This window comes from Paenibacillus sp. OV219, from assembly GCF_900110075.1.
In the GTDB taxonomy this organism is placed as follows: Bacteria; Bacillota; Bacilli; order Paenibacillales; family Paenibacillaceae; genus Paenibacillus_Z.
This window is the reverse complement of record NZ_FOCJ01000021.1, coordinates 1-21514: the sequence shown is the minus strand read 5'-3', so window position 1 is coordinate 21514 and position 21514 is coordinate 1. Positions and strand designations below refer to the sequence as shown.

The following is a 21514-nucleotide window of genomic DNA, read 5'->3' as shown; positions in this document are numbered from 1 at the left end:
TCCCCCTTACTCTCTTTCTATATTTCTTGCAAGGGTGAAATCCTGCGAATAAGCGAGCATTTGTGAGAAAACTAAATCGTACCGAGGGAGTTGAATTGGGGGCTCAAAGCCCCCTAAAAATAACGACGGTACAGCTCTCTGCGACGTTCTCCACGTAATTGGGCATAAATCTGCGTTGTAGATGCTTTGTCGTGACCCAACATTCCTTGAATAAACTCCAACGGCGCACCATTGTCCAACAAGTGACAAGCATATGTATGACGAAACCGATGTGGGTATACATTCGCATTCACTTTACTTCGGGTTGCTAATTGTTTAAGTTCATAGCGGATTGTTGAGATCGACATACGGCGAGTAGGAAAGCTCTCCGTAACAAAGAGCGCTTTACAGGAATCCTCATGGTCCCTGACGTATCTCTTTAGCCAGATTTTGCATTCCGTTGTAAAGTAGTCTTCTCGTTGTTTAGATCCTTTCCCATTCACAACTGCGGAGCAGCTTTCCCAGTTTATATGATTGATTGGCTAGATATTCTTTGAGCAATGTTAAAGATACTTCTTCAATATCGAGGTTGCCGACATCATGGATCAGAACTTTCAGCTGAAGTGAATATGCCTTCAACATATACGGGCTAAAGCTTAAAATACGCTTATCAGTTTCATATAACAACCATAATTCGCTCAACTTCATAAAAAAACTTCCCCAGGGCTAATTGCTATTAGCTTCGCTCGATTTAGGAGGTTTAAATAGCAGCTCATTACGAACATGTAACGAAAACCGAATTTTGGAACATTAAAATGCATTGTATAATGTAAAAGAGATCGTCTAGTCAACATGTATAGTTTAGCAACTGCGGGGAAGGTTTCATCTTTGTGTCCTTTATTGGAAAACAATACAACTTCATGTCTTTTGGAAAGGACAAGAAGTTGTATCCATAATATAAAAAACCGCGTAGAACGCGGCTTTTTATGCATATATGTTCTTGGCCTCTTACATCATGGGATAGCAAAAACATGGCTTGTACATTTTCCTCTTGAGATGTATCTGCTACTGGAGTCATACTCATATGATTGTTGTTATGATTCATACCAGCCATATTGCCCATCGAATCCGATTGGCTTGAAGGATTTGTTTTTCCACATGCCGCTAACAGAACTACAGACAAAATAAACGTAGCTGCGAGTTTTTTCATAGTTTCCTCCGGTAATTCATTTTCCACCTATTTTAGTAAACGCTTGTGTAGATCTTGTGTGGTTTAGGAAAGAAAATTGAAACCGTTGTTCCTTCTCCAATTCGACTATCCATCTGAATTTCTCCGTTATGCGCCTCAACCAACTTTTTCACAATTGTAAGTCCTAGGCCGCCCCCTCCGGATTTACGGTCGCGAGACTTATCTACTCGGTAAAAACGTTCAAATACCAGTGAAAGATCCTTCTCCTCAATGCCAATTCCCGTATCCGTAATCATGATGCTAACCATGCTGTTAACTTCTTTGATTTGAACTGTAACTGTTCCATTTTGCGGTGTAAACTTTAAGGCATTGTTAAGTAGATTCGACATAATTTGACCGAAGCGATACTTATCAATGACAGCCTCTATAATTGGGCAAGCTTCAATAGCTAGCTGTACGCCATTTCTTTCAAACGCAGCCTGGCTCGCATCAATATGGTGTTGGATAATGGCAACGATATTCTCTTCCCTTAACTGGAGCTTAAAATTTGGAGACTCCACTTCCGTTAATTGCTCCAAATCACCAATCAAAAAACGCAGTCGTTCAATTTCATCAAAACATGACTCTAGTCGCTTAGGTGTGGGCTCCCATACACCTTCAATCATCGCTTCCATATGACTTTTTAACGTTGTAAGTGGGGTTCTTAATTCATGTGCAACGTCAGCCGTTAATGTTTTACGAAGTTGTTCTTGCAGCTGCAATTGTTCAGCAAGATGATTCAGTGAGTTGCCAAGGTCGGCAATTTCGTCCTTCCCTTCTACATAGGTTCGGGATGTGAGCTCTCCTTTTGCCATTCGTTCGGCTGCCTTTTTCATTTGTACGAGCGGTGCTGTAATGCGCTTAGCAACAAGAAGACTTATGATAATCGCCAAAATAACCCCAAGTATAGCGATCATAAGTACAGACTGTATCAGAGCCTGTTCGAAATGCTCATTAAATGTCTTTGGAAGCACGATATTGTCTGTCTGTTTTTGAACCATAGTAAGATGGTAGTGAGCTTGAAATATGAACGTAATCATTGAAATCAGTAATACTCCTGAGGCGATTCCTATACATGCGATAGCAATCCGTGCGTTCAGTCCCTTCATTAGACGCCTCCGACGAATCGATACCCTACCCCAAATACAGTGATGATATATTGAGGATGTTTAGGATTTGATTCGATTTTTTGTCTTAGGTTTTTAACATGCTGATCAATAGCCCTCACATCGCCTTCGAAATCAAAACCTAAAACCTTAACAATGAGCTCCTCGCGTGTAAAAGTCCTTCCTGGATGGCGAGCAAATGTCATTAATAGTTTATATTCATTCGGTGTAAGGTTAAGAGGAATTCCTACTTTAATGACTTCATGCTGCGAATGCCGGATGATTAGATCATCATTTTGAAACGTAATGGACTCAGCAAGCAGAGTATCATCTTGTGAACGTCGTAAGTTTGCCTGCACTCTCGCTATTAATTCACGAGGACTGAAGGGTTTGATTACATAATCATCGGCACCAAGTAATAACCCTTGAACGCGATCTTCTTCGGATACTTTAGCCGTCAACATGATAATAGGTATGGTGGAGAACTGCCTTAAAGCTTTGCAGACTTCCTCCCCCGATTGATCCGGAAGCATTAAATCTAGAATGACAAGATCAATATTTGAATTGTTTCTGATCATATCCAACGCTTTAGTACCAGACTCTGCCTCCAAGGCTTGGAAGCCATTTTTTTGTAAATAGGATACGACCACTTCGCGGATCTTCTCTTCATCATCGACCATTAGTATTGTCTTCATAGAACCCTCACATTTGAATGAATGGTTTGTTTCCTTAAAGTTTTACCCGTTGAAGACGCAAAGCATTGAGTATGACGGACACGGAGCTGAGCGCCATTGTTGCTCCTGCTACCCATGGCGTAAGGAGTCCGATAGCCGCGATCGGGATTCCGAGCGTGTTGTAACCTAGTGCCCAGAACAGATTTTGCTTGATGTTGGCCATCGTTTTGCGACTCATCACAATTGCTCCTACTATGCTGGTGAGGTCACCACGCATCAACGTCACATCGGCTGCTTCCATAGCAATATCAGTCCCCGTTCCGATTGCTATCCCTACATCAGCAGTCGCAAGGGCTGGAGCATCATTAATGCCATCGCCGACCATAGCAACTTTTTTACCTTGGGCTTGTAGTTGTTTCACTGCCTCTGCCTTTCCTTCAGGAAGGACTTCTGCAAGGACATGCTTAATCCCAACTTTCTCGGCAATTGCTGCAGCAGTGCGATTGTTATCTCCAGTAATCATAATGACTTCGATACCGATTTGGTGTAAGGCAGCTATCGCTTCTTTGGAGGTTTCCTTGATTGTATCCGCAACCGCTACAATTCCTGTGTAAGTGGAATCAACGGCCACAAGCATTGCGGTTTTGCCCTCGGATTCATATCGCTCCATCGTTTCGCCTGCTTGACCGTAATCAATACCTTCACGTTGCATCAGTTTTCGTGTACCAACAAGAATTTCCTTACCTTCAACTACTGCACGCACACCATATCCAGGAATAGCTTCAAATTGATCTGTCACAGCCAGAGTTATCCCTCTTGCCGCTATTCCAACTACGATCGCTTCAGCGAGCGGATGCTCTGATTGCTTCTCTGCCGAGCCGATTAACCTGAGTGCTTCATTTTCGTCTATACCTTGGGTTTGCACGTCAGTCAGTTCAGGCTTCCCTTTTGTTACCGTACCAGTCTTATCTAACATAATGGTTTGGACACGATGCATCGACTCCAAGTGCTCCCCACCTTTAAAGAGGATACCGAACTCTGCTGAGCGTCCCGAACCGGCCATGATGGATGTCGGTGTTGCAAGACCAAGCGCGCAAGGGCACGCAATAACAAGGACAGCAATCGCTTTTTCCAGTGCCGAAGCAAACTCCCCAGGGGAAATAAACATAAACCAAATGAAAAATGTAATCACTGCAATGCCTACCACAATCGGTACAAAGATCCCTGAAATCGAATCCGCGATGCGCTGAATCGGAGCTTTCGAGCCCTGGGCATCTTCCACCACTTTGATGATTTGTGCGAGCGCTGTTTCTTTCCCGATACGGGTAGCTTTTATTTTCATTGCTCCATGCTTATTAACCGTGGCACCAATTACGGCGTCTCCTACTCTCTTTTCAACCGGCATGCTTTCACCAGTTAACATCGCTTCATCAACGGCGGACTGACCTTCGAGCACTTCTCCATCAACAGGGATTTTCTCACCTGGCTTTACAAGGACTATGTCGCCGATTAGAACGTTATCAATTGGGACAGTGACTTCTTGACCATCCCTAATAACAATGGCCGTCTTGGCTTGTAAGCTCATCAATTTCTTAATAGCTTCGGAAGTGCGTCCTTTCGCAAGTGCTTCGAACAGTTTTCCTAAAATAATTAATGTAATCAGAATTGCACTCGTCTCGTAGTACATCTCTGGCGAATGGTGCGTATTTGTAGAGAGCGCCCATTGAAGCGTTAAATATAGACTGTAAAAGTAAGCTGCGGAGGTTCCGAGTGCGACGAGCACATCCATATTGGCACTTTTATTACGAAGTGCTTTATAGGCTCCTTCGTAAAACTGTCCCCCCATGACAAACTGGACCGGGGTGGCAAGTATAAGTTGGAACCAAGGATTCATAAAAATGTCCGGAACAAAGATCCAGCTTGTAAAGGAAAAGTGACCTACCATTGCCCAGAGAAGAGGTATTGAAAGAACAGCTGACACAAGAAACTGAATTCTCTTATGACGAAGTTCTCTTTGCTTGTGGTCACCTTCAACAACGGTTTCTTTGCTGATAGCTTGATACCCGAGTTGTTCTACTTTCTTGATCAGATCGTTCACCGAAACATGATTTGGATTATACTCGACATGCGCAGTTTCCAAAGCAAAATTCACAGTAGCATTGCTTACGCCGCTTAGTTTGCTGAACCCCTTTTCAATCCGATTTGCACATGCCGCACACGTCATACCTACAAGTTGAAAATCGACTTCATCGTTTGAAATACTGTATCCGAGTTCTTCAATTTTTTGTTCTAATTCAGGTAGATTAACTTTCGTTGGATTATAAGTAACTGTTGCTTTCTCTAATGCAAAATTGACGTTTGCATCATCTACGCCGTCGAGCCTTTTTAACCCCTTCTCGATTCGATTGGCACATGCTGCACAAGTCATGCCAGCAATCTGCAGCGATGTCTGCTGTTGCTCCATCTTTTCCAAATGCATTCACCTCACCACTCTTTAATACCCCTTGGGGGTATATTTTGAACAAAAAATATATGGGCAATACGAGGAGCTGCATGGCAGCCCCTTTAGTTCACAACCTCATAACCTTGCTCTTCAATCGCTTCTTTTATAACGTCCAGCGTTATTTTTGAGTTATCGAACTCAATCGTTACAGTTCCCGTTGTCAAATCAACCTTCCCGGTAGCTCCAAGTTTAGTTACTGCACCTTCAACTGAATTTACACAATGACCACAGGACATACCTTCAACCTTCAGTGTCGTCGTTTGCATGAACGATCTCTCCTTCTATTATTTAATTAATTTGTTCATTGTAATCATGAGTTCTTTAATAACTTCATGATCACCTTCCTGAATTCGTTCAATTACACAGCTATTCATATGTTGTTCAAGTAGCAATTTCCCGACGCTATTCAGTGCAGATTGGACTGCAGCAATTTGATTCAATACATCATCGCAATAAGTGTCCTTATCAATCATACCTTTTAGCCCGCGAATTTGTCCTTCGATCCGATTCAGACGAGAGGATAATGTGCGTTTCAATTCATCAGAATGATGACTTTGACGTTCGCTTCTACCGCATTGAGAGTGTCCAGTATGTTCGTTTTCTGATTGCATCATAAAGCCCTAGCCTCCTTGAATTCACATTAACATACCCCCACGGGGTATTTCAAGTGGGCAGATGAATCATTGTTTACGCCATCCGAAAGGAGTTACCCCCTTGGGCTTCAGTACTGAAAGGGTTGTTGCAAAGATCAACAACAAGATAGCTGCTCCTGCAATGACTAAGAGCTGAATTTGGTTATGTAGATCAGTACTTATCAAACTTTGATTAATCGTTGTTAACCTGGCCAGATTTCTAATTGGGTTCAGATGGACTAATAAGCCTAAAGTGCAGATAATGGTTAGTAAAAGTTTCACGAGTATCCAATAATAACGAAAAAGTCCCCATTCCGTCCCTAAGGATAAGATAAGTCCAGTAAAAAATGTTCCTAAGCAAAACGGCACTATGACGAACTGAGCGATCATATCCATGGCCTGATAAGCTGCGAGTACCATTTGGGCATTTTCAGTCTTCAGACCAGCGATGGCCAGAGAAAAAAAGCATGTTGCTGCACCTAGCCACCCCACCGAAGTAGTTATATGTGCAATTGTCACAATTTTGCGATGGCGTGGTCGCATTGTCATAATTATTGCACCTCGATTTGGCTAGCATGCACTTTATGCATTCCTAAACCGTTACCGGTCAGATGCAGAATAATAAACAATAGGATAAAAATGATAAAGAAGATGCCAACTATTTTTACCCATCGAGGCATTGGGGGCGCTTTTTCTTGTGATACTTCTTCTTTATTAACTGGATCTGTACTCATGAAGTTCCTCCTTTATTTAGAAGGCCCTAGCGCCTAAACATGCCAGGGCCTATTTAGAAATGCGCTACTTAATTTGTGCTAGAAAGCTCACTTTCTGTAACCCATTCATGATTCTTTACCATTTCTCCACCGTTTGTTGGCATAAAATCAACCATATACACTGTCGTTTGTTCTGCGGAATCTATGGTCGCCTTCGCACCATTCATCCCTTCCATATGATCGGCCTGTAAAACGACTTCATCCCCAGTTGTGAAGGGCTTTTCACCTGCGTCCTTAATCTCCTCATGTATGACCCATTTATGATTCGTAACCTTTGGACCGCCGTTTGTCGGAGTATAGGAGACTGCATATACAGTTGTACTATAAGCTCCAACAATTGTTGCTTTCGCACCATTCATCCCATTCATGTGATCCGATTTAATAATGGCTTCGCTGCCAACCTTAAATGTTGGATCTTTTGCTTCTTTTAAGCCAGCTGGAAGTTCTCCAGAACTTGTGTGATGCATGTTGCTCATATTGTTCACGTCATGGTTCATCTTACTCCCACACCCGCTTAATACAATAACCGTTAAGACAGCAACGCTTAGAATAACCAGTTTTTTTATCATTTTTATAATTCACTCCAATATACAAATAATATTATCTACTTAGAAAGCATTAATTGCGTGTAACTCCTTCGTGAACAATCTCATGCCACGAAGTACCGTCATCACCAGAGATAAAGACACTTTTTTGTAGTGTAGCTGCAGCAAGTTCAGTAGGATTAGCTGGATTCTGTGCGATATACATAATATCATCAGTACTTGGCATGTTGATGACAACTGGATGATTTGTTTCGGCGCTGATTTGATATAAAGCGGCTTCTGGACCGGAGGTTGCCACTAAAGTATCGCCAGATTCCAAAACTGTAATGCCTGATATCGAGACACCTTGAAGTAGAACTGTAAACGATTCACCTTTATTTGACGAAATAAAAGCGCCTTCTGCTGTTCCTATAGCAACAATCGATTTCTCTGTAGGATGCGCTGAAATCGAAGTGATTTGTCCCTGAAGACCGACTGCTTCACTTTTTATCCAAGTTTCCCCTTCATCCTGGCTATAAAAGAGACCTGGTTGACTCATTTTTGAGTTAGGTGTTTGGTTTAATGCATAAATCGTATGGGTCCGATATCCTACGGTCATTCCGTGGAAATCAACTTCCCCGTCTAAGGCTAAAACTGTGATGGATTTGCCATCATTCGTGCTTTTGATTAGACCTAGCGGATTTTCATAAGCGGATCCTACCGCAGGATGACCACTACTATAAAATCCATCATTGGACGCTGAAAAACCCATATAATCATGTTTGTCTCCGGATCCTGCGAACCACTTGCCATTGTCATACACACTAAGTCCGTTATGGACAGGAACCAAAAGTCGGTTGCCGTCTGATGAATATCCCAATCCATGAATATGCATAAATGCGGAATCGCTATCTGTGCTCTTCTTTGAACAAGCTGCAATACCGACAGAGAGAATGACTGTCAGTGAGAGCAACAATACTTTTTTCAATTAACTGTCCTCCTTAATTGCATTCAAGTCTATTCAATATTGATAACTTCTCTAAAGCATAAGTGCCTCAGTAGTAAAAGTGTAACGCACACATATGAGGAAATTGTGTAGATAGGTAAACTTATTTATGTAAAGAAGAGACTCACTATTGGAATCACCCGTAGTGAGCCTTTTCATCGGAGTTTCTGGATTTATCGGTAGCCTTTAGCATTAGACTTGTAGTTATGGATTAATTTTTAGCGGAATTACAGACTGGGTCCTTTCATTCGTTTTCTGTTCGTTTGGATGCTTCATATCTATACCTATTCCAATGCGACCTATGATATAGCTTCCCCATGAAAAGCGATGAAGAGTAGCTACTGCTCCCATTGAACCCCCTAAAGCGAGAGCGAAAATTATGGATAAACCAATGATGCTGTTATGAAAAGGTAAAATATGCTCACATACAACAAGCACTAATGGATGGAATAAATAGATGCCAAAAGAATATTGGCTTATTTTTACGATATAAGATGGTATTGCTTTTAATTTAGCTGCTAGGATTAACAACATGAACACTGAGCTCACAGTAAAAAAAATCATATCAAAGCGCTTGGAAGTAATAACGGGAAGAATACCTTGTTCCATAAGATAGATCGAAGCTGAAGCTGATAGAAGGACTGACACGTAGACAAAATATTGGTATTGGAGCAACCTTTTTAGATAAGTGTTATAGTTCTTACCCAAATAATAGGCGACTACGAAATAGAAAACCCAAGCAAAAAATGGCATCCTGTAGAAACGAAGCCAAATAAAGTTCGCAAGTTGAGTATCAGGAGCACTTACGAAATTAAAGAAAGCAAGATAAAGAATGTTTACCAAACCGGCTGTAATCAATATCCATTGTGGACGGAAATGATTGAAAATATGTCGAACGAAAAACATATGTAGAAGGTAAAATTGAAAAATAATAAGGACGAAATAGGCTGGAGTTTCACCAAGAAGTAAGCTAAAGACAAATTGTTTTATCATCCCTGGTACATCCCGTACTCCATCTGAACTAAACATGCTCTGTATATTATAAATAATTACAAAACATAAAAACGGAATGCCGATATAACGTAGTCTCTTTTTAAAAAATCCTTTAGGAGTATGAGAGGAATATGCATTTGCAAGAACAATCTCTGAAATAAGTATAAAAGCAGGGGTACCAAATGTAAGAAGTAATCTTAGCGCACCGATCCAACCATAGTCTTCGCCGAATACCTGAGAAAAGGAGTGCAGAAATACGATGCTGAAACACGCGACCGCACGGAGCAGAAAAACTTCTTTTATTCTAGCCTTCCCCATTACTTACAATCTCCCTCCATTTTTTGCTTAAATCCTCTTTTGACTACGAAATGTATGGAGCGACTGCCCAAGTCCTTGTGATTCAGCAATTCTCTGTTCCGCTCCTCCCAGCCCAAATAAGCTCGGCAAAGTTAATTAAACAAGCTGGATTGGAAACTTTTTAATAATAATATCAGAGGATTCTAAAAAGGATAGTTTTTCGGTATTAAAACAATTAGTCAAAAAGTCAGCAAAATCTTCTGTTTCGGAATAGAATAGTAAGCTGTGTGTTCCCAAATTATTATCGTTAATAAGCGCTAATCCTTTAAATCCAGCAGCATTTTGAAAGTCTCTACGTTTCTCTTCAGCCCAGCTATTCACCTCAGCTGATTTATGCGATCGCAGCTGTAACTGTATACCATACATAATATTCAATCCTCCTACTCGTTTTATCGAAAAATAAGTATATGAAAGGCATAAACAGAACTTTTAACCCGAAAGTCGGTTGCACAGCTGGTCATGTTCATGAGATCGTACCCGAGATATCTACTCGTTGCTGGCCATGACCATACAAAACGTATCAATTAATGCGAAAGCTGTAACTTAAAACAGATTGTAGTTTTAAGCTGAATAGGAATTTTACAGGTACCCTGCGGCCACGTCTTTTTAGAAATAAGAATAAGATGTCCGGGTTTTTCACATCACCCACAATCAGGATCGTTCTCATAAGGACTGCTCCTTTGTATTCTGAGTATATAGCCACAAGCTAACAATACAAATTGTATCAATTTGATGTGTAGAAGTTATGTAGATAAGGTTATCATGCGAAGCACTTCTCCTTTCTTTCTCTCAAGGATGACGGTCATTTGTTTCCGATTTTAAATTTTCGCAGAGGAATATCGACTATCCATCCTGTTAGATATGCGTGCAATTCTTGCTTCACCACAGAGCATCATAGTGAACTCGTACTGATTTTCTCGACATCCTTCACTGTTTACATTCTAATTGAGATGAATCTTCATCTGAGGGTAACATTGCAAGTTCTTGTCCTAATTCGGTTAACAATATATGTTCTTGTCACTGACTATTGACAAGAACATATATTGTTAAAATAAAAAAAGCCGCAACTATGCGGCTTCTTAAGCATATATGTTCTTGTCATCCGACAGGCGTTAACTTAACAACCACCGCCGGACCGGACGGATGTAAAAAGACCAACCCGCTTCACTCTCCCATTGGAAAGTGAAGCGGGGTCTTGGTTTTTAAAGCGTCTCTGTACTCATACGCCGTAGTACAACTTTATTTTTTGCGATTAAGCCGTGATATGAGCGGTGATGCCGTTCAGCTCGGCCACGTCTTCAGCGGACAGCTTCAAGTTAGCTGCGCCGGCGCAGTTGACTATGTTTGCCGCTTTGCTGGCGCCAGGTATCGGCAGAATGACTGATGACAATTGAAGTAGCCAGGCAATCGCGATCTGCTGCGGCGACGCGTCATGACGACCTGCGATTCGATTAAGCGTCTCGTTACTGCCGATGCCGCCCGCATTGCCCATGCCGTTCAGCGGACTATACGGAAGGAAGGCGATGCCGAGATCTTCGCAGCACTTTAGCACGTCTATAGACGAGTGATCGAACAGGTTCATTCGGTTTTGAACGCTCGCGACCGTCACGATTCCACGGGCTTCTTCCAGCTGAGCGACGGAAACGTTCTACAGTCCCACGTGAACGAATTTCCCTTCCCGCTGCAATTCCGCGACCGTTCCAACGGATTCGGCAAATGGAATCTGCGGATCCGGTCGGTGGAATTTATAGAGTGTTATCGCTACGACGCCGAGCGCGCGCAAGCTGTCCTCGCATGCTTGACGCAAATGCTCGGGCCGGCTGTCGGTTTCCCAACGTCCTTCCGGACGAATGTGTCCGCCTTTTGTCGCGATGATCGCCTCGCAACGATTATGCAAAGCTTTGGCCAGCTGACGTTCATTATGACCGTTCTCGGTCGAATTTAAACAGTACGAATCGGTCGTATCGAATAGCGTAATGCCCTGCTCCAATGCGGCATGCACCGTTCTGATACCGTCTTCCTCGGACGGGTGTCCGGTCACGGACAGCGGTTCTCCAAGGGATCTGTCGGCAGCCTGTTAAATGTTGTGATATCGTACCGGTGAGCTTAACCCGTTGTTTAATTCCACCGGCCTTGTATGGAAGTTCTTGTCCTAATACGGCTCTGTATAGAAGTTCTTGTCTTGAACAAACGACAAGAACTTCTATACAATAAATTAAAAAAGCCGCAGTTTTATGCGACTTCCGTTGTATAGATGTTCTTGTCGTCCGACACCAACCAAATGTCCTCTTACAATAAATGTGGTCGTAAGATTGCGGTAGCCGGGGATCGAACGCTCGTGCCCATGGGACTTCAAGATCCCGAGAGTTATTCCGTTCATCCCCCTACTTGTTAAACCATGACGCAAAGAAGCTCGTTGCATTTGCCGGTGTTGATCCAAGCGTTTTCTCTTCCGGCAAGTTTACAGCAACTCGAAACACGATTACCAAACGCGGTTCCAGAAGGCTTCGAACAACCCAATATTTTTTTCATTGAAATTACTCCTATTCAATTCATACGTATAAATTGCGTATAATGCGATTACTATGAAATTAATTAATTGCATGAAATAATAGCGATTGATAGAGACTATTATACCAAACAATCAGTCCCGTCTCGTCAAACAGTCAAGTCCGCCATTAAGACCAACCAACAAGTAATTGAAAATGGATAATGGGCAACGGAAACTAACTATTCCGATGCCCATTATCATGAATCCCTAGCTATTGATAAGACCAGCTGGTGCCATTATGGCTGTAGTCCAAAGTGGATTGTATAGTGCTACTAGCAGAATTCCGACGACTGCAGCATTAATTCTCCGCTAAATGAGCAACTGTTACCGTTGACCGTAGGACGCTCTTCCTAGTGAGCATCGCGTGATACAAGAGCGGAATGACCAGCAAGCTGATCAAGGTTGAGCTGATCATGCCGCATACGACGACGATCCCGAGCGACTGCGAGACGATCACATCCCCACTTCCGAGCACGCATAGAGGAAGCAGCGTCAAGACTGTCGTTATTGCCGTCATGAACACAGGCCGCACACGGCTAAGTGTACCTTCCGTGATCGCTTCCATCGGTCTCATGCCATGTGCGAGATTGCGTTCGATTTTATCAACAAGCACGATCCCATTCGTTACCACGATGCCCGACAGCATCAGCAATCCGACAAGTGAGGCGAGATTCGATTCCAACCCACAGGCCAGCATGCCGGCAACGGAACCGATATATGCTAGCGGAATGGAGCAGATCACCGTGACGGGCGCGCGCCAACTTTTAAATACGAGGCTCAGAATAATGAGGATCAGCACAATGGATACCGCTACCGCGATGCCCATTTCAACGATCATTTGATTGACTTGCGCAGTGATCCCATTAAGCGAGTAATGAACGCCTGCAGGCAGCGTCAACTTCTCCAAGATCCGGTGCACGTCGCGGGATACGCTCTTTACATCCCTGGACGTGATATTGGCGGTGACGTTGGAGAAGGGTCTGCCGTCCGCTTCCCGAATCACGGATGGTGCGGTCACCGGCGCAAGGGCAGCCAACTGGTCCAACCGATAGGATCGGCCGTCCGCCGCTCCCTGGAACGTTTCTTGACCCAGCTGCGTGAGAATATCCGTTACGGGGTCCGACATGTAAGCGGACTGTCCTGCTTGTCCAGATAGATCGGTTTGCAGCTCGAACGGTATCGTTTGTCCCCCTGCCTTCATATCGATTCGAGTCCCGTCAGCCAAATAGGCCCCGATCCGATCGTAGATCTCTCTAGGTGCAATGCCCGCCCGTTTCAAGACCTCTTGGTTCAGCGTCAACTGATGTCGCGGCACGGTTTCTTGCTGCTCATCGGCGGCACCTGCTACGCTGAGTCCTTTAACATTCAGAAGCTTGCTTCTAACCAGCTTGGCGGTATTCTCAAGCGTCAAGGCGTCGGCGCCGCTGAAGTTGATTTTGAGCTGCGAATCGTCGCCGGCTATATTTTGGTTCGTAACCGTGCATATCGCGCTGCCCGCAAGACTCGTGAGCAACTGCTGAAGGTCTGATGTCACGACATCGATCGTCGCTTGCTTGTTTACGGTTACTGCGATATTCGCAATATTGCCACCCTGAATCCAGCCGCCCCCGGCATCGAACACATCGTCGAATTGCGGGGTGAAGGTCGAACCCAGCACGGAGGAAAACGACGCTACGTCCCTGTCCGACTTCAGAGCTTGCTCCATCCGTTTGACGGAGGCATCCATTTGCGCCATCGACGTTTCTTGGGAAAATTCCAGCTGAACGTTAATCTGTCCCGACTTCGCTACTGGGAGGAAATTAACCGGCAGGAATGCCGCTCCGCCAGCCGATAACGCGAATAGCAAGGCGAAAATAACCGCGATTCTTCCTCTGCGGGAAATCGACCAATGCAGAATCGGCTTCCAAAACGAATCCAAGGAGACGGCACGGTCCGTCCTTTGTCCATGACGCCAAAGGTGATAGAGCGCCGGTACGACGAACATCGCCACCAGGAGCGAGGTAACGAGCGCAATGACAACCGACCAGGCAAACCCGGAGAATGCGGAACCGATCATCCCCCCGGCCAGGGAAATCGGAATATAGACAGCAACCGTTGTCGCCGTGGATGCGAAGATCGCCGGAAGCATCTCCATCACCGCACTTGCGATTAGACCTGCGTTGATGCTGCTCCTGGATTCGGTGGATCTGTGATACAAATTGTCAAGAATAACGATCGAATCGTCGATCACCCTGCCCATCGCCACAATAAGTCCAGACACGGTAAGCAGATTAAGACTGATGCCCATCACTTTAAGCAGACCGGTCGTAACCAAGAAGCAGATGGGCAATGACAGCGCAATGAGCGCCGTGGAGCGTGCATTTCGGAAAAAGAGAAAGACGCAAATCATCGAAAGCAAGCAGCCGAGCAGCCCTTCTTTCAGCAATCCTTGCAAGGAGGCGGAGACCATCGCCCCTTGGTCGAGAAGCACAGAAAGCTTGATATCGTTCGACTGGAGAGCGGGAATATCCTGAATTCGATCGTGAATCAAACCGGATACATGGGTAATATTGGCGGATGGCGATTTCAATACGTCGATGACCACGCTCGGCTGGCCATCAGTCCTGGAGATGGTTTGCATGTCTACGATCGACTTCGTCACGTCCGCGATCTCCGAGAGCACAGCCGTCTGTCCGCCCGATCCTTGAACCGGCAGCTGGGCCAGATCATCTGCTGAGCGGCTCCCTCCGGTCACGAACAGGGGGAACGTAACTTCGCTGCTTGTGATTTTGCCCTGAACGTCCGGCGAATCCGTCCCGCCGCCGAGCGCCTTCTTGACGTCAGCGACCGTCAACCCGGCTTTATGTACGTCCGCCATGCGCAGCTTCACTTGATACCCGTCTTGTCCCGCACCGGTTACGCGTACGCTACTGACGCCGGGAAGTTTCTGCAATTCACCCGCGACTTGCGACTGGATCGTCGTACGGAGCGTGTGTTCATCAACTTGTCCCGAAGGACTCGTCAAGCTCAGTCGCATGATCGGAAAGGAACTCGTGCTTACCCGCTCAACGGTCGGCCGATCTATTCCCGCCGGAAGCGGTACGTACTGGAGGATAATGTTCACGTCGTCCTCCGCACGGTTCATATCGTACTGCAGTGGGAAATAAAGGCTCATGAGCAGCCCGTCATCGAAGCTGCTTGTTTCCAAGGTTTGGAGTCCCTCCACTTTACGGATGGACTGTTCGATCGGCTCCGTAACCGCTGCCTTGATTTGGTCTGCCGGCAGGTTAGGCGCATGAAGAGAAATCATCAGAGTAGGATTATTGATCGGCGGCAAGTAATCCCGCTGCATCTGGAAGGCCGATATTCCGCCCCAAGCCAGAAGGATGGCGAGCGAACTAATCAGCAATACCGTACGTTTCATGATCGCCTCGATTAAGCTGGTCATCGTCTATGCTCCACTCCAATCCAGATATGAATCGTCAATCAATCCTCAGACGAAACGTAGAAATAGAGCCGGCCCGAAGATCGGGCCGGCAGTTTGGCGAAAACAACCTTTAGTTAATCGCGGGAGACGGCGCACTGCTTTGCGGTTGCGCGGCAACCTCGGCTGGGGTTAGTACTTTGTCGTCTCCCGGGTAAGGCCGATCAAATCCTTTCGTTGCGTACCAGGTAACATGATTCAGCATGTTCGCGTTCACTTTGTCCGGCGCGGCTGTCTTGCCGGTAAAGTAAGCTTGATTATCGTTGGACCATGCCGTCCATAGTTTCTCCATTTCTTGCGCGGCTTGGTTCTGCTCCTTCGTAGTTCCATCAGTCGCCGTACCATCATTCACTGTTCCATCAGTCGCCGCAACCTCCGTGCTTGGCGTCGTGGATGCCGTAATGATGGGCGCGGGCTGATCCGAGCCCGGATGACCGTTCAATGTGTCGAGGGCAATTCGGTTAGGCACGGCGGTATACGGCGTGAAATCCGGCTTGTCCGTAAACAGCTCGCTAAGCGGCAAGGCTGCCGCATCGTTCTGGTTCATGGCCGGCAGACCGAGAATTTGCTCGATCGTGCGAACCATGTTGATGACGGTCCAATAATGGCTGTCGACGATGCCTTTTTTGACCCAAGGGCTGATTACGAGCGCGGGCTCCCGGTGACCGTCGACATGATCCAAACCGTTCTGCGAGTCGTCTTCGGTAACGAGAATAAGCGAGTCTTTCCAGTAAGGACTGTGAGAGATGAGATCCACGATTTTACCGACGGCTAGGTCGTTGTCGGCTACGGCAGCTTGAGGCGTCGGAGCGCCGGTTGCCGTGCCTGAGGTGTGGTCGGCCATGACCCACATCGGAATCAGATTCGGCAAATTATCGTTTTTCACGTATTGTTCGAATTGCTGCTTGAAGATTTCATACCGATACTGATCCGGGATTCCGTTGTCGAACGTCGGAAACGGCTTGTACGTGATCGGATTCAACGATGGAATATCGCTCGTTGCTTGATAATCCCCGATCGGTACATGAATCTCGCCTTGTTTCTGGCCGGACAGAATCAAATAATCGTTGTACCAATCCGTCCATGTCCCGAACGGCTTCGTGCCGGTGAAGGCATTCGTGTCTTCCCCGAAGTTGACGACGGAAAGGTTATGCTTCAGCGCGTTGTCCCACAGATGACCGGTCGATGCATACGCCATGGAGTCGCCGGCACCGCCCGGATAGCTGCGAACATTTCCTACATCGGTTTCTTTATCCTCATAATCCGTATTCGTCCCTTGCATGACCCACTGATGGCCGCTGGCCGACTGAATTCCCGAGGTATAGAAATTATCGAGCAGCGGGTAAGTATTGGCCAACGCATGCAGGTTCGGTGTGACATTCTCGCCAAACTGGGTCAATGCCGGTTCCGAGTTGCCTCTTCCGATGTCGCCGAAGACTTGGTCGTACGTGCGATTCTCTTTGATAATGTAGAATACATGCTTGATCGTGGATGGCTCGCCGATCCGTACCGGTATCGCAACCGGCTTCTTGTTGTTGCGCGGCTTCGCATTTCGGCTCGAAATGTCGAACCAGTTGTTGTTGGCATATACCTCGTCCGTTCCCTTCACCAGCTCCTTCTTGGACGGGAACGCAATCATCGATAACGATCCCTGCTGGGCATAGGAGGAGTGGCCGGTCACCTTAATGCCTTGAATGGTCAACGTACGCTCGGGACCGAGCGATCCGACGCCATCAGCGTTGGCGACAAGCAGCCGGTTGTTCTTGGCATCGACGGCAAGATCGACCGGGAACCAGCCGGTCGGCATGAGACCCGAGAGCTGAGGCTTCGACATATGCTTCTTCCAATCATAGACGGCAATCGCGTTGTTGCGGCCAAGACTGACCGCCAATTGATGATCACCGATCATCGTTACCGCATTTGGCGCTGAACCGCGCGGCGCCTCGGGGTATGGCTCCACGTCGATGGTCTGTACGACATCGTTAGTTCTTGTATCAATGACGGACAGGGTATCGCTGTTGGTATTGGCCACGAACACCTGGTTATCGGAAACCGTCATGCGCGCAGGTTGCAGCCCTACTTCCACGGTCTTGACGACCGATTGCGCGGCAAGATCGATCACCGATACCGTGCCCGTCGCGGAACTGCCCGTAGGCTCGGCAACAATCGACACGCCAGATGAGTCGACGGTAAAATCGCCAGGCTGTGCCGTTCGGCCGCCTGCGTTCGTCACATAGGCAAGATTGCCGTTCACGACGACGCTAGTCGGAGCGTTTCCAACCGGGATCCTGGCTGTTAATTGGTACGTTTGCAGATCGATTACACCCAGCGAATTGTCGCGGTTCAGGGCGACCAGAAGTGATTTGCTGTCCGGCGACATGACGATATCTTGCGGATTGATATTACCGCCAACCGCTGCTTCGGGAAGATCGACCGTTTTTTCGATGGTCGGCGTACCGTCTGCAGCAAGGGACATGATCACGATTCTTCCCGTCGAACTGGAAGAACCCGTTGCATACAGATGACTGCCGTCAGGGGAATAAGCAAGTCCCCACATGCTGGTTAGCTTGAGGGGGAAATTCGCCGTAACCAGTGTGCCGGTTTTCAAATCGACGATATTGATCCCGTTGCCGCCGTAATTATTCCGGCCGATCAACGCCGCGGCGGTTTTGCCATCCGGACGCACTTTGATCGAGATCGGATTGCCGCCGAATTCCACCTGCTGCCCGGCCGGCGTAACGAACTGGTTCACCACCGTCAGCACCGATCCGTTCGGCTGGCGTCCAACTGTGTGGGTGTCAAACGGATTACCGACATTGGCATAAACGCTTCCTGCTCCAATAAGTACGGACCCGATCGCAATAGAGACGGACAGCTTCTTCTTGCTGATCTTCCTGCCTGATTTAGACAATTTTACAATTCCTCCTAAATTTTATTCAGTCTTGTAAGACCTACTTAAACTTAATGTTGAATTGTAAGGTAAGTGTAAGGTCAGCTTGTAGTTCATGTAAATATTTATAATCCGTTCTATGTACCTGATTCCTATGTGCTAATGAAGGATCAATATCTCCTTTTTTCCTGAAAACCCATCCCAATGAACCAGACCAGTCAAGTCATCGCGCTCTATCTTCATCCCTATAAAAAAACCGCCCTGGAATGGGCGGCTTTTAGGAACAATCATATCCGTTGCTTATCTTCAATCCATTGTGCAGTTGCTACTTACGCTTTTTTTCTCTTCCGATTCCCCGCAATCCATTGGGTGCATATTCCCAAAGAGAGCAATCCAGCGACCAACAAGAGAATCCAACCGATCAGAGGGATACTCGAGAACGCAGTTAAAATGCTGGCGCCGATAAGCACTTTTAACCAATCAGGCATTTGTTCCGACCCTTTTATCATATCGCCAATTCGATAACTAATTACAGTCATTCCCATAGCCAATGCGACTAGAAGCGCTAGCAGAATCAGAATCAAGATCGGAATGCCAATAACGGTAACGAGCAGTAGTGCGCTTAACGCAGCGATAACCAAACCACTTAGAAAACCGGCATATAAGAGCCGACCTACGGATTCACGCTGATAACGTTCGGTAAAAGCGATTATCTTTTTCTTGCCGAGGGCCCTGATCAGGACAGGTACTAGAACCATAAGCAGGTTCCCTGCCAGTTGCAGCACCCATAAGCTCAGTACGAGCCCGCCGCCGATCAGAAAACTATTTTGCGTAGCGTTATCCAGCGAAATGTCATAGATATCGTCCCCCAATGCAACTCCCGGGTCTTGATCAACCTTCCCTCCGATCACGACAATCACGCCGGTAATCTTGGCCGTACTTCCCAAATGCAGGTTGCCGTTAATAACGACTACAATGCCCTGCACTTGGCCATAGACATCGGCATCGCCGCCGATAACGTACACGTCGTCAACGGTCTGGACTGCAGGCACGGTGGTGTTCTGGTGTTCAAAAATACTCTTCGCCGATGCCATTCCAGGGATGAGCAGCATGAACAACATAAAGAAGCAAATAGTGTATGTTAGTTTTCTCAAAGTGGCCCTCCCTTTCAACTCGCTGAGGTTTGAAGCAACCGCTTGAGTGAAATGAAAGAGGTCACAAGGATAATTAACGAGAGGACAATCGTCCCACCGGTTAAGGCGGGTACACTGAGAATGAAATGCGATATGGCATAGATCAGTGTGATCATCAATTTTGACCATCCATGTATGAGTTTACCGATTACCGCTCCTGTTAGCAGATACAATATCCCTAGTGTCAACAAACCTAAGAAAAGCGCCAAAATCCGCCCTTTTCCTGCGAATTGTCGTTCTTCTTCCGCTCCGATGGATTGCAAAACCCGAATTTCGAGATCCATAGGTGCTTGGATTAGGCAGATGGTCTGCACGAGGTCATAGTTGTTGTCTGCCATGTCTTCCAGTAGCGCCTGACAGGACTTGCATGTCTCAAGATGCTCTTCAATTTCCCTTCTTTCATCTTGAGTCAGTTCGTCATCGAGGTAGGCAGACAACTTTTCCTCCGGATGTATGGACATGCCCAGTCAGTCCTCCCTTCTTAATTCTTTTCGCAAGTTAATCCTGGCTGCAAACAGCCTTGACTTCACCGTTCCAAGAGGAACATCGATCATTTCCGCGATTTCTTCATAATTATAGCCTTGGATCTCATGTAATAATAGAACTTCCCGATGACCCACCGAGAGTCTGCTTAGTCCTTCTTCAATGGATAACTTCTCCAACGGGTTTGCTGCACGTTGATCCGCTATCCATTCGTTCTGTTCCTCTGTAATATCATGCTCTGGCGCTTTTGCGCGTTTTTTTAATCGGTCTTTGCAGAGATTAGCAGCAACTCGAATGATCCAAGAAGAAAACGCATACTCGCTATCCAAACTTGATAAAGAGTAATAGGCTTTAATAAATGTCTCTTGTGAGACATCTTCCGCATCCATTCGATCGCCTAACATCCCCACTGCATATCGATAGACATGGCCTTTAAAACGTTGGACTAGATCCGCAAAAGCTTCCCGGTCGCCACGTTTGGCTCGATGAATGATATGCTTCAATTCCTCGTCCACCACTCGCGTACTCAACTCCTACCGAAACGGAACCAGGAGGATTCACGTCAATTCACTACTATCGCTGCTTCATTATCTTGAAGCTTCCTTAGCACTTCAAGCAGAATGACGTTCAAGGTTATCCATACGCCGCCGAAAACATAACCTGCCGCGACATCGCTTGGAAACTGCACATTGTAATAAATACGGCTAATCCCGACTAGCAGGCACACGAGAATAACAAATAGAACAACAAAAATCCGGATCAAGCTCTGGCTGTAGTGTCTGAGCAATAGAAAGGCGGAGAATCCGCATACCGAAATCGAAGTAAGGGTTTCTTCGCTCGGAAATGTATTGATGAGTTGGATCCCGGCTGCCACCGGCCCAGGACGGTGAAAAAGCATTCGCAATTCGTCATCAAGCACTTCCCCACCGAGTACGACCCAGAGAAGAAATAAAAACTCTAAGCCTTTGTTCCTGCCTCTGAACATAATCCAAATCGATGTAATGACAATAAGCGGCCCGTAGAGGTAAATGGTTCCCAGCTTCGCGAAGAGCTGCATTTGATCTTGCCACTCAGAACCGAATACCGTGAGGATTATATAAGAGGTCACATCATCGAATTGGCTGAATTCATGTGCAAGAAAATCCTGAATCATTCCCAG

Annotated in this window: 19 protein-coding genes and 2 pseudogenes; 1 reads left to right on the top strand and 20 read right to left on the bottom strand. The window is 46.2% G+C overall.

The features are described 5' to 3' along the window. Positions 1 to 113: 113 nt before the first annotated feature. From BMY11_RS29575 to BMY11_RS29570, 14 genes and pseudogenes are all read right to left on the bottom strand, one after another. Positions 114 to 482, bottom strand: a complete 369-nt coding sequence (locus tag BMY11_RS29575) for a tyrosine-type recombinase/integrase (RefSeq protein ID WP_256217815.1) — start codon at positions 480 to 482, stop codon at positions 114 to 116. Between the two features lie 344 nt (positions 483 to 826). Continuing rightward, a complete protein-coding gene (locus tag BMY11_RS27890; protein ID WP_090583669.1) occupies positions 827 to 1189 on the bottom strand; it encodes a hypothetical protein in 363 nt (120 codons plus the stop codon). Positions 1190 to 1221: 32 nt separating this feature from the next. After that, on the bottom strand, positions 1222 to 2316 hold the full coding sequence (locus BMY11_RS27885) for a sensor histidine kinase (RefSeq protein WP_090583667.1): 1095 nt from the start codon (positions 2314 to 2316) through the stop codon (positions 1222 to 1224). Beyond that, on the bottom strand, positions 2316 to 3008 hold the full coding sequence (locus BMY11_RS27880) for a response regulator transcription factor (protein ID WP_090583665.1): 693 nt from the start codon (positions 3006 to 3008) through the stop codon (positions 2316 to 2318). Before BMY11_RS27880 ends, BMY11_RS27885 begins: the two co-directional genes overlap by 1 nt. Before the next feature lie 34 nt (positions 3009 to 3042). Then, complete coding sequence (locus BMY11_RS27875) at positions 3043 to 5451, bottom strand: heavy metal translocating P-type ATPase (RefSeq protein ID WP_371262958.1); 2409 nt, start codon at positions 5449 to 5451, stop codon at positions 3043 to 3045. 101 nt (positions 5452 to 5552) lie between these two features. Then, positions 5553 to 5756, bottom strand: coding sequence for a copper ion binding protein (locus tag BMY11_RS27870; protein ID WP_090583660.1), 204 nt, complete (start codon positions 5754 to 5756; stop codon positions 5553 to 5555). Between the two features lie 18 nt (positions 5757 to 5774). Beyond that, a complete protein-coding gene (locus BMY11_RS27865) occupies positions 5775 to 6104 on the bottom strand; it encodes a metal-sensitive transcriptional regulator (protein WP_090583658.1) in 330 nt (109 codons plus the stop codon). 66 nt (positions 6105 to 6170) lie between these two features. Further along, positions 6171 to 6671 carry a hypothetical protein gene (locus tag BMY11_RS27860; RefSeq protein ID WP_090583656.1) on the bottom strand — a complete coding sequence of 167 codons (501 nt, stop codon included), beginning with the start codon at positions 6669 to 6671 and terminating at the stop codon, positions 6171 to 6173. Between the two features lie 2 nt (positions 6672 to 6673). After that, the gene (locus BMY11_RS27855) at positions 6674 to 6856 is read right to left on the bottom strand and encodes a hypothetical protein (RefSeq protein WP_090583654.1); all 183 of its coding nucleotides are present in this window, start codon (positions 6854 to 6856) and stop codon (positions 6674 to 6676) included. A 68-nt stretch (positions 6857 to 6924) separates the two neighbouring features. After that, positions 6925 to 7464 carry a YdhK family protein gene (locus BMY11_RS27850; protein WP_090583653.1) on the bottom strand — a complete coding sequence of 180 codons (540 nt, stop codon included), beginning with the start codon at positions 7462 to 7464 and terminating at the stop codon, positions 6925 to 6927. Between the two features lie 49 nt (positions 7465 to 7513). Beyond that, positions 7514 to 8407 (bottom strand): F510_1955 family glycosylhydrolase, encoded by an 894-nt coding sequence (locus BMY11_RS27845; protein WP_090583651.1) that lies wholly within the window; start codon positions 8405 to 8407, stop codon positions 7514 to 7516. Between the two features lie 222 nt (positions 8408 to 8629). Beyond that, positions 8630 to 9736: an acyltransferase family protein gene (locus BMY11_RS27840; RefSeq protein WP_090583649.1), complete on the bottom strand. Its 1107-nt coding sequence runs from the start codon at positions 9734 to 9736 to the stop codon at positions 8630 to 8632. Between the two features lie 135 nt (positions 9737 to 9871). Continuing rightward, entirely contained in the window at positions 9872 to 10141 is a 270-nt protein-coding gene (locus BMY11_RS27835; RefSeq protein WP_090583647.1) for a hypothetical protein, read from the bottom strand. Positions 10142 to 11027: 886 nt separating this feature from the next. After that, a pseudogene (locus BMY11_RS29570) lies at positions 11028 to 11816 on the bottom strand (aldo/keto reductase). Between the two features lie 362 nt (positions 11817 to 12178). Between BMY11_RS29570 and BMY11_RS27825 the strand changes: the two are divergent. Continuing rightward, a pseudogene (locus BMY11_RS27825) lies at positions 12179 to 12298 on the top strand (transposase); the annotation flags it as partial. Positions 12299 to 12624: 326 nt separating this feature from the next. Here the strand turns inward: BMY11_RS27825 and BMY11_RS27820 are convergent. The 6 genes from BMY11_RS27820 to BMY11_RS27795 form a co-directional block, all read right to left on the bottom strand. Continuing rightward, positions 12625 to 15753 (bottom strand): efflux RND transporter permease subunit, encoded by a 3129-nt coding sequence (locus tag BMY11_RS27820; protein WP_090583645.1) that lies wholly within the window; start codon positions 15751 to 15753, stop codon positions 12625 to 12627. A 109-nt stretch (positions 15754 to 15862) separates the two neighbouring features. Next, the gene (locus BMY11_RS27815; protein ID WP_090583643.1) at positions 15863 to 18700 is read right to left on the bottom strand and encodes an alkaline phosphatase family protein; all 2838 of its coding nucleotides are present in this window, start codon (positions 18698 to 18700) and stop codon (positions 15863 to 15865) included. Between the two features lie 308 nt (positions 18701 to 19008). Beyond that, positions 19009 to 19833, bottom strand: a complete 825-nt coding sequence (locus BMY11_RS27810) for a hypothetical protein (RefSeq protein WP_090583642.1) — start codon at positions 19831 to 19833, stop codon at positions 19009 to 19011. A gap of 14 nt (positions 19834 to 19847) precedes the next feature. Beyond that, the gene (locus BMY11_RS27805) at positions 19848 to 20333 is read right to left on the bottom strand and encodes an anti-sigma factor family protein (protein WP_090583639.1); all 486 of its coding nucleotides are present in this window, start codon (positions 20331 to 20333) and stop codon (positions 19848 to 19850) included. Between the two features lie 6 nt (positions 20334 to 20339). Next, complete coding sequence (locus tag BMY11_RS27800; RefSeq protein WP_256217813.1) at positions 20340 to 20873, bottom strand: RNA polymerase sigma factor; 534 nt, start codon at positions 20871 to 20873, stop codon at positions 20340 to 20342. Between the two features lie 44 nt (positions 20874 to 20917). Beyond that, positions 20918 to 21514, bottom strand: a 597-nt coding sequence (locus BMY11_RS27795) for a phosphatase PAP2 family protein (RefSeq protein WP_143069363.1), incomplete at its 5' end; no start/stop codon positions are given.

What these genes read in the sequence shown, in the direction of transcription:
- BMY11_RS27890 (WP_090583669.1), bottom strand. Translation starts at nt 1,189, where the DNA reads ATGAAAAAACTCGCAGCTACGTTTATTTTGTCTGTAGTTCTGTTAGCG.
- BMY11_RS27885 (WP_090583667.1), bottom strand. Translation starts at nt 2,316, where the DNA reads ATGAAGGGACTGAACGCACGGATTGCTATCGCATGTATAGGAATCGCC.
- BMY11_RS27880 (WP_090583665.1), bottom strand. Translation starts at nt 3,008, where the DNA reads ATGAAGACAATACTAATGGTCGATGATGAAGAGAAGATCCGCGAAGTG.
- BMY11_RS27875 (WP_371262958.1), bottom strand. Translation starts at nt 5,451, where the DNA reads ATGGAGCAACAGCAGACATCGCTGCAGATTGCTGGCATGACTTGTGCA.
- BMY11_RS27870 (WP_090583660.1), bottom strand. Translation starts at nt 5,756, where the DNA reads ATGCAAACGACGACACTGAAGGTTGAAGGTATGTCCTGTGGTCATTGT.
- BMY11_RS27865 (WP_090583658.1), bottom strand. Translation starts at nt 6,104, where the DNA reads ATGATGCAATCAGAAAACGAACATACTGGACACTCTCAATGCGGTAGA.
- BMY11_RS27860 (WP_090583656.1), bottom strand. Translation starts at nt 6,671, where the DNA reads ATGACAATGCGACCACGCCATCGCAAAATTGTGACAATTGCACATATA.
- BMY11_RS27855 (WP_090583654.1), bottom strand. Translation starts at nt 6,856, where the DNA reads ATGAGTACAGATCCAGTTAATAAAGAAGAAGTATCACAAGAAAAAGCG.
- BMY11_RS27850 (WP_090583653.1), bottom strand. Translation starts at nt 7,464, where the DNA reads ATGATAAAAAAACTGGTTATTCTAAGCGTTGCTGTCTTAACGGTTATT.
- BMY11_RS27840 (WP_090583649.1), bottom strand. Translation starts at nt 9,736, where the DNA reads ATGGGGAAGGCTAGAATAAAAGAAGTTTTTCTGCTCCGTGCGGTCGCG.
- BMY11_RS27835 (WP_090583647.1), bottom strand. Translation starts at nt 10,141, where the DNA reads ATGTATGGTATACAGTTACAGCTGCGATCGCATAAATCAGCTGAGGTG.
- BMY11_RS27820 (WP_090583645.1), bottom strand. Translation starts at nt 15,753, where the DNA reads ATGACCAGCTTAATCGAGGCGATCATGAAACGTACGGTATTGCTGATT.
- BMY11_RS27805 (WP_090583639.1), bottom strand. Translation starts at nt 20,333, where the DNA reads ATGTCCATACATCCGGAGGAAAAGTTGTCTGCCTACCTCGATGACGAA.